This is a genomic window from Niallia sp. MER 6, assembly GCF_023714395.1.
Taxonomy (GTDB): Bacteria; Bacillota; Bacilli; order Bacillales; family Cytobacillaceae; genus Niallia.
Window position 1 is genome coordinate 63430 of sequence record NZ_JAMAUK010000009.1, and the last position, 12097, is coordinate 75526.

Genomic DNA, 12097 nt, shown 5'->3' on the forward strand with positions numbered 1-12097 from the left:
TGTGCCATCGGGTTATTCGTTCTCTATGAAGTTAGCAAGTGTTTGTTATACTGCTTTAAAAACTCATAAAAGGTGTTATTATCCATTTCCTTTATGCTTTCAAATTCGCAATTTTTTTGTTGACTGTTTTCTTTATTGCTAAGGGATCTTGAATTATTGATGGCTTTTTTATCTTCAATAATTTCTTTGATAGAGAAGGTTTGACTGAAGATATCTATATTCCATTCGACATATACATTTGTGAATTTACTCTTTGCCTTCTCAATTTCATTATGGTCACCTAAAAATATTTTGTGGCTTACCTCAGTTTCAGTCTCGAAAAGATCGATAACATTTTTAAGTGAATATTCATGAATGAATCCAAGCCCAGAAAAACAGTACATGCCTTCCCCTTTCCAAGATATTTTCAAGGAAAGGTTCTCATCAATATCTTTGTCCTTCTCATCAATGTAATTTTCATCGATTAAAAATTGCAACGCTTGCTCTTCTAGATCCTTAACATTTGTTACATAAAATTTTCCTTGATAATTCTCTTCATTAATTAGCATTAGCTCTTCGTAAAGCGCATCATAATCCTTTTTATTTAATATCACATAGATTCCTCCAATATATTTTAAGCAAAAATAAAAACCCCATAATGATGTTTAAACGCAATAGAACGTTCGTTTAAACTCAGCAATGGGGCTTTCCCTTATTCCATTTTAAATTTATATAAATTACACGTAACGACGATTTTATGAATGGTTTAATTAAAATGACATGTCACTTAAAGGAAGTTAAAAAGTGTTTTACTTTCTTCTGCCGGAGAACCACCTATCCCGAAGTTCTTGAAATAGTGTATTTCTTTTTATCATGACTACATATCCAATTGCAAGCATAGCAACAGCAACAGGCTGAACAGGGAGGCCAACGAAAATGTTACCACAATTGTATATGTCAGAGCCACAGTAAAACAGATACCTAGGATGTTAGCGTATTGTATTATTTTGTTGAAGTCCATGAGCTGTCCTCCCTTAAATTATATTCTGACTATATTTCCCGATTATAAATTAGGAGCATCCTAGTAACAAACTAGTAAAGGTTATTGGATGCGATTAATTTGTGTAGGTTTAATTTATATCAAAAAGGTCATTCTTTTTCTATATAGTCGGAATTTAAAAGGATTGTCCATATGGCACATAAACCATTGATATTACTGGTATTAGAGAAAGAGATAGTATACTCGTTGAACGGACCCCTTTAACGGATATACTTCAACGTGCATATTTATCCTTTTTGTTGCTTGAAAAGCATGCTTGATTTAACTTTTATATGCCTCTTTGCACTATAAGTTTATTATTGGAAATTGCCATCATATAAATCTAAAAATGTCTCAAGTGCTTTGTTAACAATAAACTTCTTCTCAAGTCCACTAGTGTTGGCAAAGTCGTCTAGTCGCTGCATTACATGCTCTTGGACTGGAACGTTCAGCTGTTTTGTTAAGGAATCTGTATTCCTATAAGCAGCATGTTCAAACAGAAGTTTTCCAAACAATTCGTATTTTAGCGTTTCAGTCTTCCTTTCATAATTCCCTTTTATATATTCTTCCGCAATTTTCTTTAGGGTGGTTATTTCCTGTTCATTCAAATCGAAATTTTCAAAGGTGGTTTTTGATCTATCTTTTGAATAAGATATTGTCCAAAATTGCTTAGTAAGGATTCTTGGATCAATTTTGGTGAAGTTCCATGCGCCGTTAATCTCACAGGTGGCTCCAACGGCTTTTAATCTTTTAGAAACAGTCGAAGCGGCTTTGTAGCCTTTCGAGTTACAGATTTCTTGTTCTGTAGTTCCACCTTCAATTAGTGAAATGATATCTTGTAAAGTTGCTTTATCGATGTCTATTTCCATTTTAATTATTCCCTCCTTTCACTTAAAGGTAAAAACATTTTAGCTTGGAATTAAGCCTATTCGAAGAGCAGGAATAAAAAATATTGGCTTAAATTAAAATTTAGGTTGAACTATTATTGAGTTATATTTAAATCAAATGAAAAATAATCGTTTCTAGTTCACTTAATTAAGATTCAGTTTAATTTCATTTAAGTTATAGCTAACTTTAATTAGATTTGATGTTTAACAAGTGTTTCAGGTAGTTAATAAATTCTATCGGAACGGTAATTTACTCAAAAGTAAAATTTTCAAAGGACTTACGGATCTATCAATATGGAATTATTTGTTGAATTCCCTTCCTATTCATCAATAAGGGAGAGAGTATTTTAGTTTCGCACTGCCATAGAAAATCCAGTTATACATTCAAACTTTCTTTAGACTTTGTAAAGTCTAAAGCAGTTAAGACATCGATTAGATTGAAATTCAAAAATCCCCTTTCTAAAAGTTGCAATGTCACCAATTCTATGCGATATACTAGAAATAGTGATTTCATCTGAGGATATTTTCTTCTAAAACAAAATTGGGAGGATTTTGAATGGGTGTAAAAACAAAGGGTTTCGACGATTTCAACAAACGATTAAAGAAAATGGGTAATAAAGCAAAAGAATTGGAAAAAGGAACAACAGTAAGCTTTACAGACTTATTTAACGACCGGTTCATGCAGATACACACTAAATTTAATAATATTGATGAATTCTTTGATAAGAGTCCTTTTGAGATTCTGACTGAAGAAGACTTTGATAAAATTAATGAAAGTGAGCTTGATGAGTACGTACGAAACCATAGTAGATTTTCCGGATGGGAAGATATGAAAGGGAAAGCTGGTCAAGAGTGGGTTGCGAAGCAATTAGGATTTTAAATACTTTTTGAAGGGGGCAGCTGAAAAGCGCTCCTTTTTAGATATTTAGAAAAGTTATACTTAGGAGCCTCAAATGACAACGCTTTATTACTCTATTGGTGAAACGAGTAGCTGAAGTCCATTTCTTGCCCCGTAGTTCCATAGTTTGACGAAGGGATAGGTACCGTCTGGCAGAAAAAATAAGCGTTCTTGTAATGGCATAATTGCATCACTATTATCAACATAGCAGCCGTGTTCATATGTAGCTTGATGTATTGTTACTATTCTGCCAGTATCGTTAAAGAACTTGAATTTCATTGTTGATCCTCCTAGTAGTTTAAGAAATACATTTTCCGTTATGTAAATTAGGGGAATGAGGGAACTTTAGGATTCTCTCATCCCCTTGTTTTTGAGTAGGGATATCAATAGTTTACAGTATTTTAGGGGGAATAGGACCTTAATTGCTATCATTTTTCAATAGAGCAGGATTTACTAGGATCATTCCCTTGTTTCCGTATTTACCGCCTTTCACTTGTTTAATGTAAGAGTGATATTCAAGCAGGTCATAAGCACGTGAAAACCGGTCTTTGCCTTGAATTCTCTTTTTCGTCTTCTGATGAATTGTCTGTTTATCGACTACTAGTTTTTTCTCATTTAAGATTTTATCACGTAAATAAATTGCGTCATTGAATGTATCATTGCGTTTCATCACCCCAAATACCTTTTGTGCATGAGTAATGAAGTAATCTTTTAGCAAAAAGGCCTTTTTGCAAATGTCCAGACTGACTTCGGATGTTATTTCCTCCAGATTAGAAGAATCAGCTGAATGAGCAACATGCAATAACCCAGCTACCCGTAAAATCTGGCCAACCAATTTACTTCCCCAAAACCTTAGATGACCTTCGAAAATGCCATTGTCTCTGAACTCTTTTTCAATATCCATAATGAAATCTTTTAAAATGTTTATAGAGTCTTCACTTAACCGTAAGCAAATTGTTTCGTTCGGCGTAAACATCAGCAGCTTTCTAATCAATTCTTTATATGCCCTAGAAATTTCAACTGCTGTTGAAGGAGGAAAAGGCTCACGGAAGCCCTGATTATCGTTTGGCATAGAAAATAGAAACCTTGCAGGTATTCCTCTTTCATGGACGTAGGATGGGAAATTTTGAACTACTGTTGGCTGCGCTACGATGCAGATGGTCAATAACGGCTCAGTTAAAATTTCCCCCGGTCGTGAAACTCGGCCTACTTGGAGGTGATCTCCACTATATCCTTTAAGATAAACATCATGCTTTCCTTTTTCAGCTGGATCATTAAATTTAATAAATAAGTCACCTTCGGGGGACATAATAGAAATTTTTCCGTTATTCTTCTTTAATTCTATAACCAAATTTTCGGAAGTTTCATTATCGACCGTTAGTTTAGGCGCTGAAAGCTCTGGATGTTTTTGCAGTTCGTCGCTGATGGCTTCAATTTCTTGTAGTAATTCAGGATTATTCGTTTTTGCATAATCGGTTTGAAGTTTATCAATCCTTTTTTCGAGAGCCTGCCTCATTAATTTCCTTTTTTCGATTTTTGGTTCCATCTCTTCATAAAGTTCTTGGGCATATTTATATAAAACTTTCGTCATAGCATTATAAATAGCTGATTTCCTTAATCCCGAAGGTAAAAGTGTTGCTGTATACGTATTTAATGGTTCCTTCCAACCGGCTTTTGGTTCAATTGCGAATTTCTTACTTAATGCAGTCGATAACACTCCAATGCAAACCATCGCCGCTAAATCGATTGGAGTTTGAGTATCGATAGCCACTGCTTTCACCATTTTTTGAATGGTGGCTGGAAAAATTTCGATTGGAAATGGAATTGTATCGTACTCATCAAAAGTTACAGGCATTGCCCACTCTTCTTCTTCAGATAAAGATGGTTTACTTACACGGTCTGTCTCCAATGCCTTTACGACATCATTAAAGAGTTCAGTATTTCCTTCTGATTTCTTTCTGTTTTCTTGCATAGCCAACTTCTCATCGACTGTTAAATATTCTTTTTGGCTTTTTACTACGTTTTCTTTTCTCATTAGTTAAACCGTACCTTTCTGATAGTAATATATTGTTTGCCGAAGCTGTAATACGATACCACCAGTCTTTTTTCGTTCGAACCCCTTTTATAAAAAAATATAGTTTTTTTCACTAAAAGGGTCCTAAGTACCCTAATTGCACTTGAAAGTAAGTCTATCAAGGAGAGAAGTTAGGGGGAGTAACATTTACGAAAGTACCCTAAATACCTTAAATGCTGGGTAACAATGGGAGTGATGCGGATAGAATAGAACAATGCTGCAAAAGAAAAAGACCTGAATCACGGATAAAGAGGTTCCGTTGATTTAGGTCTTGTTGATATAAAAAGTTAAAGTTTTGAAGAGTATTACTATTCCCTGCTATTGGAAAATAAAAAAATGAACAATGCTCTTTTTTGTTCAAACGTCATCTTTGAAACTAACTTTCCTATTTTATGTTCAATTTCTTTGTTTGCATCCACAGATTCCTCGAAATTCAAAGTCAAAGAAGTTTGGTGATATATATTATCCCTTTCAAGCATTTGAAAAAATTGACTTCTTGTAATTCCAAATTCCTTACATATAGATTCCAACAGGGAAAACGTTACTTCTTGTCTTCCTGATTCAATCTTAGATAAGGACGGTTGTGATATTTTTATTTTTTTTGCGAAGTCAACCATTGTCATATTATTTTTCTTTCTAAGTTCCTTGATTAGTCTTCCAATTAATAAATCACTCATATTTCAATTCCAACCTTCTACACAACATTATTAGTAATCGTATCGTTATTGAATTTTACAATCAATATATATCGTGTTATATTCTAATTATGAATATATTCTTTATTAGAATAAAGGATGGTGGTTTTTTTATGATTGATGGATTTCAAAAGGTTGTGAATAGGTTAATTGAAGACAGGCTCGAACAAATTATCACAAGTGATGAGTATGTGATGTATTCAGAATTACTTCATAAAGATCTAGATGAAAAACTTGCCCAATTTGGGAAGTTTGAGGATGAAACAAAAAAAGATGAATTTATTGATGATATTAGAGCTAACATTTTTGAGCAGGTACATATCCAAACGAAATTAGCATATCGCACTGCTTTTAATGATGCCCTTGTGTTTGCTATAAACACATTAGTAAATCCGCAGAAAATGTTTTAATGGGAGGTTTATCTTTGGCATATTCTAAACATTTAGGATTTATTCAAGTCGACTTATATAGAATTACAGAAATATTTCAGGATCCTCGTACTGATATTTATGATGAACTTTTAGATGATATAATAACCGTCCTAGCAAAGTACGAGGTTGTAACGGATAACTTTATTTTTAATTTTACTAGTAGTGAAGACTGCAAGAAAAAGGATATTTTTCACCTGTCACTTATAAAGGCAGGTAAGAGAATAGAGAGGGAAAATAACAGCTGAAAAAAGCAGTATATTCGCTATTAAAGGTGAGCGCTAGGGAAGACTATAAAATAGTAATATGAGGGAGGTATCTGAAGTGCAGATATATTCAGGAAAATTGATAATAGATTTAGCAACAATTGTTGATGATGCAGATGAAAACATTATGAAAAATAATGCTCATGAAGCATTAACTTCAGAAGTGACACAAGAACTGCGAACAATACTGGGGGCAGCTGGATATTTGGCTGGAAGTGTAGGAGCAACATTGGAGAAAGTAGAAGATGCTAACCCGAACGATTATTCAATGATTAAGTCATATGTAGAACAATCCAAGAAAGATGTACAACGAGTATATAACAAAGCCAATAGAGAAACTTATACAATTGAGTAACATTGTGCAAATAATATAGGGCTTGCAGCTTTTTATAATTCTGGGCTGTGCAGGCAATTCTAGAACACAACAAAAAGTTATCTTATTAATGTTGAGATAGCCTTTTTATTGCGATATTAAAACATCGCAATAAAGGAGAAGAGAGTTCTCTTTTAATTGTAACTGAAAAAAGGGGTGTGGTTTTGGGTGAGTACGTATGTTCGTCTGTCTATTCTTCCTCATCAGATTTCACAACATGATTGGATAAATGTTTATAAAGAAACAGTGAAATTACTGCAAGTTTATGATTTTGCAGAGTTAGGAGAAAAAAAGTTATTTGATATTCAGATCCCTGTATATGTTAAATCCGAAGAACATGAAGAGCCTTCTCGATATTGGAGAACATGTGGGAACTTAGGCAGTAAGAAATTTGCAGAAACTTTCAGGCTTTACTCTGATATTAAAATGTATAGGGAGGCTACGCCAGCTTCTAATAATGAAACAGATATTTTAAAGGGATACGAAAGCTCAGTTGTTGTTTATAATGCTAAGACTCAAGGATATCCATACCATCTTTATATATTAGCCATAGCTATGCTAATTGAGAGCCGGTTCCCCAAATTTGCTAGTGTAAGTGGAGATATAGACCATCTGCAGTGTGTAAAAGCAAAACAATGGGCAGACACTCATCTCTCAACCCCAATAAAGTTACCGGTACGCGTTGATCCACGGCAGTTGCTTAACCGATTTTCTCCTAAAAATGAAAGTGAAAAAATAGAATTGGTTGAAAAATGGACAATTGCAGATCAGGAAAAAATCTTAGAACTAGTTTATACGTACTCTGATAAAGAAACTTTCCACAAGTGGATTAAGGAAAAATTAGTTAAGTACTCTTCTCCAACACAAATTGGAGCTGTTAAGCTCTTAGTCTATTATCTGAATCTAGTTAGGGATATTAATAGTTTGATTTCTATGGCTTGCAAGGAGGAAGGTGGCCCCAAGTATAAACCTGAAGAAATGTTAAGGGCAATTACTCTTACTTGGGTAAGTATCCCTCCACAAAACTACGATTTTTTGGAAGCCTTTCGCAAAATTGAAGGTCATCCAGCCATTGTTGAAAGAACATTTGGAATGATGGTAATGGATATCAAATTTCCGGGCAGGGAAATTAAAACCTATATACCTTTAAATGAGGTTATGGAGAAGTTTATCAATTGTTTTCCGGAATGGGATAATAAAGCGAGCCTTCTATTGCAACAAGGTAATAGTAAGATAGAAGAAGAACTTCAGGAATTCTATAGAAGTATTGCTCCTATGTTGGCTCTTAATAATGAGAAGGAAAGCGAAGGTAGTATTTTGGATAATGAAGATGCTTTTCTTTATTTTAATAATCATTCAGTTTTGCTTTCCGAAGAGCAGGACTTTCATTTAAAAACAGTAGCATATAGCATTGAAAAATTTTTAACCAAAAATCCTGAAATTAAAGAACGGTTGTATGGGTATGAAATTGGATCGATGAAGCTAATACTGGGAAAGATGCTTACTGAAAAGTTTCGGATGTTTCTTACAGAAGATGCTTGGCTATGGATTGTAGGAATTCGGGAAGAAGAGTTTATTATGACGTTACTTGCAAAGCTAATACTCGATGACTCTTATAATTTTAAAATGAAAGCTAATAACTATAGGCTGTTAAGAGGCATGTTTGAAAACAAGCTAATAACTGAAAAAATAACAGAGTATAGAAAAGATCCCAAAGTAATAACCCACATTCAAGAAATGATTGATAAGGAAAAGAACACTAATAAAGATTGAGGGATGCAAATGAAGCTTCTAATGTGCCTTGAATGTAATGATATATTTAATCTAGACCTGTCAGAAAAGAGTTGCAGTTGCGGAAGAAGTAAGGGGAAATATATAAACCAGCAGCTTGCTGAATATACGGGAAAGTCTGCGGTACCTCTTGGATTTTCTAACCCATCATTTATACAAGCAATTAAAGATCAACCGAATGAAGGAATCGGTAAGGAGTTCACTGCTTTTGTTATTCCTAAGAACTGTGAGACTTTTTTTAGAAAGTGATGTGTAGGGATGTACAAGAAGATAGTTAATATTAATCAGTGGCCAAGAAGTATAGATCAAAGTAAATCAATGAATACAATAATGGAAGAACGAAGAAGCGTAAGAGAAGAAAAAATAAGTGAGTTTCAGAAGCGAGCTGATGGACTCCTTGACTTAATCAAAAAGGGTAATCTAGTGAATTAATGCTCTTTAGTATGGTGTGTATTACTGAAACATACAAGCAAAATTAAATTAATTAGATAGAGATTGCTCTATAGTTTTATAGGTGGTTAAAGGCATCCAGTATTACTAGTATTTAAGAATTCCAATAAATGAACAAAACAGACAGAAAATTTGTATTCTGTCTGTTTTTTGATGGTTAAATACAAGATTAGTATTTATTTTTAATGATAAAAAGGTATATTTAAAGAAGTGAGCATTTAGAAATTTCTTGGGATGAAAACATCTAGAGAAATATACTCACTACACTAAATAACTATTTAATGCAGTGAGGTTGCCAAATGGGCTATGATAGTACTCGGATAAAGTTTAATAAATATAACAAAGTGCGATAAGGGCTATTTTATAGCACTCGCCTTTTTTAATATTAATAACTAGCTCTTGTACTGCTAATTTACTTAGTAGCAGAGTGCTATTTAATATTTAACTCTTTAATGAATAGGTCTTGCATCCGATCAATAGAAGGATTTAGTCCAGACATACTTCCTTGTATCGAACCAATCTCAATTGTGGAGTAGGGCGTACGAAGTTGAACACAAGTATGTTTAGACCACTCGTCATCTGACCTTTCAATTTTATATTCACCTAGTAATTCTACAATATACTTGTATATTTTTAGAATTTCTAAGCAGTATATTGCAAAATCCTTTTTCTCTATTCCTTTTAATGTTTTAAGCTTATCTTTAATTTCTTCGACTTTTAATTCGGGTTTTCCCAACCTATGCACATTTCTCAATTGAAAGCATCTAGTACCCCAGTTTACGGTGATAGGTTGTAAATGAATTGTTCTTCCATTCCATTCGATAGAAAGTAGACCTTTATAAACGTGCAGAATAAATATTTCCTTAACTATTGAATTCGAGTCGTTTTCTATATAACTAACAGTAAATTTAGAAGTTTTACCTTTCACGATACTTTTTACATTAGTTTCTATTACAATCATGATATACCTCATTAATAAATTGAATTTTATTTTGCTAAAATTTATAGCGGTTACAAATAGCTTCCCCTCCTAGATTTTCTTGAAAGGGGTATTGTAGCATAAGCTCCTATTGTTGGGTTTAATTTAGTGTTCTTTTCTAGCATTTGATAAAGAAATCACAGAATGAAATCCTCCATGTTAATAGACTTGCTCCTGCTAAAAGGTGTTTAATTTTTTTATACTGTATGTTTTCTAACCATTTTAGTAGTTGCTGATTTATATAGTCATCTTCAATTACCATACTAAACTTAGCTCTTAATTTGAAGGAATTGTCATAATTTCATATCATAATACCTAAAAGGATATTACTGAGAATGCATTTGTGGTTATTGTTGGTAAATTTATATTTACTAATTTCATTTCTTTGCCGATAACTAAAGTAACAACATACCAAATTATAAGACTAAGAATACAGTCAATTGACCATTAGTTTCGGCGTCATATTGCTAAAAAGTGTTTTAGTCATTAATATGGGGAATATAAGGGGCTGACTAAATGATTTTATATTGTGGTACAGACTTCCAAATATTATTAGATTTAACTGGTTCAGATAATTGGAATACGAATGAAGGTTTCTTAGCGCAAATATCATTATTGGCTCAAAAAAAGAGTATTGTTTATGTAAGCAATATTTACATAGAGGGAATATTGCCAGAGTCACACTATAATTTTGTGGATTCAGTAGATAGTATGACCCAGATTATTTTTGATGATATGGATACTGATCAATCAGGTATATTAATAATTTCAAATAATATCGCGCATATTAGAAGGTGGATAGAATTAGGTTTCAATACAGTTTTATTGACAGACAACTGGGAGTCATACAAAGAGTGGGGCTATATGCCTGATGAAGTTTGGAATTATAATACTTTTAATAGTTTTGTAGATAATACAAATTATAGATTAACCTACACCAGTGAAAAAACAGGATTCCCGAATATTATGTTGCCACAAACCAATTTAATTAGATATTCAAATATTATGCATATACCCCATACTAATTACAAATCTGATGTTATTTTTACAGGACGATACTTTACATTGAAAGACAATCGAAATTATAATCATCCACTTTCTAGGGCCATCATAGGGTTTAAAAATAATTTATCAAGTTGTGTTACTGCAGTCAAGAGAACATTTGGTCAATTGATAGATAGTACTTTAATGCATGATTCTACAGTTTCTCATATAACATTTGTACCACCAAGACCCAATAAAAATAGCCGTTTTATGGGTTTAGAAAATTTTGTTCGTACTAATAGAAATCTGGAGTATGATTTATTGTTTTCTATTAATGATTATCCATCTCCAAAAAAATATTCTACATTTGTAGATAAATATCAATGTGTTTATGGAAATATAGGATGTAAAAGAAAAATTGCCGGGCATGTTTTATTAATAGATGATGTTTTTACATCTGGAGCAACTACTGCTGAATGTGCTAGAGTTTTATATAAAGCTGGTGCTAATAAAGTTACCATTTTACCATTGGCTTTTACTCAAGTTGTGAATTATCACGAGCAATCTATTATGCCAGTAATTTTTGATTCAGAAGCTAATGAGTATTTTATAGGTTTTCGAAATAATGACTCAGGCGCATATTGGTATAGTAAAAATGATAATGGAGTATATAATTATCGGGATTTTCATTTAGTAAACAAAGAATACCTAGAATATCATGGTTATTGGTCTACTAAACTAGGTTGGACGCAGGAATATACTGATAAAAAAGAAGTGAAAGCAATTATTTTTGATTTAGATAATACATTAATACATACGGATCATTTAGAACTTTATAGACAGAGAAATATAGGTATTGAAAATTTATCTCTTATCAATAAAGGGCATATTATTATAGATCCTAGTTTATTGAAGAGGTTGAAACATGTAGGAATTCGTATTGGGGTAGTTACAAGCTCCCCTAGAAATTACGCTATAAGGTTGTTATCAGCCTGTCAATATCCATTTGATTATTTAGTTGCAGCAAAAGATACATTAAGGAGCAAACCTTCTCCTGATCCTTTATTAAAATGTGCTTTAAAACTAAAGGTTAATCCAGAATATGTATTAAATATAGGAGACCAACTGTCGGATATTGAAGCTGGAAATAATGCTAGAATGATGAATTTAGACATTAATACAGTAATTTCGACAAATGTATTAGAAAAAATAATTTATAAAAAACAAGGTTTAGCAACGTAATAGGAGTGAAAA

Annotated in this window: 13 protein-coding genes; 7 read left to right on the forward strand and 6 right to left on the reverse strand. The window is 32.8% G+C overall.

Features of this window, described 5'->3' with window-relative positions; genetic code table 11:
* Positions 1–23: 23 nt before the first annotated feature.
* Both M3600_RS13385 and M3600_RS13390 read right to left on the reverse strand, forming a co-directional pair.
* Positions 24–593, reverse strand: a complete 570-nt coding sequence (locus M3600_RS13385) for a hypothetical protein (RefSeq protein WP_251646362.1) — start codon at positions 591–593, stop codon at positions 24–26.
* A gap of 742 nt (positions 594–1335) precedes the next feature.
* Complete coding sequence (locus M3600_RS13390; protein ID WP_251646364.1) at positions 1336–1887, reverse strand: hypothetical protein; 552 nt, start codon at positions 1885–1887, stop codon at positions 1336–1338.
* A 574-nt stretch (positions 1888–2461) separates the two neighbouring features.
* Between M3600_RS13390 and M3600_RS13395 the strand changes: the two genes are divergently transcribed.
* Positions 2462–2785: a hypothetical protein gene (locus tag M3600_RS13395; protein WP_251646366.1), complete on the forward strand. Its 324-nt coding sequence runs from the start codon at positions 2462–2464 to the stop codon at positions 2783–2785.
* A gap of 87 nt (positions 2786–2872) precedes the next feature.
* Here M3600_RS13395 and M3600_RS13400 read toward each other — a convergent pair whose 3' ends face one another.
* The 3 genes from M3600_RS13400 to M3600_RS13410 all read right to left on the reverse strand — a co-directional run bounded on the left by M3600_RS13400 (position 2873) and on the right by M3600_RS13410 (position 5554).
* Positions 2873–3082: a hypothetical protein gene (locus tag M3600_RS13400; protein WP_251646368.1), complete on the reverse strand. Its 210-nt coding sequence runs from the start codon at positions 3080–3082 to the stop codon at positions 2873–2875.
* A 139-nt stretch (positions 3083–3221) separates the two neighbouring features.
* Complete coding sequence (locus tag M3600_RS13405) at positions 3222–4838, reverse strand: YfjI family protein (RefSeq protein ID WP_251646370.1); 1617 nt, start codon at positions 4836–4838, stop codon at positions 3222–3224.
* Between the two features lie 347 nt (positions 4839–5185).
* Positions 5186–5554 carry a helix-turn-helix domain-containing protein gene (locus M3600_RS13410; RefSeq protein WP_251646372.1) on the reverse strand — a complete coding sequence of 123 codons (369 nt, stop codon included), beginning with the start codon at positions 5552–5554 and terminating at the stop codon, positions 5186–5188.
* 131 nt (positions 5555–5685) lie between these two features.
* Here M3600_RS13410 and M3600_RS13415 point away from each other — a divergent pair, with 131 nt between their 5' ends.
* The 5 genes from M3600_RS13415 (at position 5686) to M3600_RS13435 (ending at position 8679) form a co-directional block, all read left to right on the forward strand.
* Positions 5686–5982: a hypothetical protein gene (locus M3600_RS13415; protein ID WP_251646374.1), complete on the forward strand. Its 297-nt coding sequence runs from the start codon at positions 5686–5688 to the stop codon at positions 5980–5982.
* Between the two features lie 14 nt (positions 5983–5996).
* Entirely contained in the window at positions 5997–6248 is a 252-nt protein-coding gene (locus M3600_RS13420; protein ID WP_251646375.1) for a hypothetical protein, read from the forward strand.
* A 76-nt stretch (positions 6249–6324) separates the two neighbouring features.
* Positions 6325–6621 carry a hypothetical protein gene (locus M3600_RS13425; protein WP_251646376.1) on the forward strand — a complete coding sequence of 99 codons (297 nt, stop codon included), beginning with the start codon at positions 6325–6327 and terminating at the stop codon, positions 6619–6621.
* Between the two features lie 186 nt (positions 6622–6807).
* Positions 6808–8412 (forward strand): hypothetical protein, encoded by a 1605-nt coding sequence (locus M3600_RS13430; RefSeq protein WP_251646377.1) that lies wholly within the window; start codon positions 6808–6810, stop codon positions 8410–8412.
* Positions 8413–8421: 9 nt separating this feature from the next.
* Positions 8422–8679, forward strand: coding sequence for a hypothetical protein (locus M3600_RS13435; RefSeq protein ID WP_251646378.1), 258 nt, complete (start codon positions 8422–8424; stop codon positions 8677–8679).
* A gap of 631 nt (positions 8680–9310) precedes the next feature.
* Here the strand turns inward: M3600_RS13435 and M3600_RS13440 are convergent.
* Positions 9311–9841 (reverse strand): hypothetical protein, encoded by a 531-nt coding sequence (locus M3600_RS13440; RefSeq protein WP_251646379.1) that lies wholly within the window; start codon positions 9839–9841, stop codon positions 9311–9313.
* A 534-nt stretch (positions 9842–10375) separates the two neighbouring features.
* On the opposite strand from M3600_RS13440, the gene M3600_RS13445 reads away from it, so the two are divergent.
* Positions 10376–12085 (forward strand): HAD-IA family hydrolase, encoded by a 1710-nt coding sequence (locus M3600_RS13445; protein WP_251646380.1) that lies wholly within the window; start codon positions 10376–10378, stop codon positions 12083–12085.
* Positions 12086–12097: the final 12 nt, after the last annotated feature.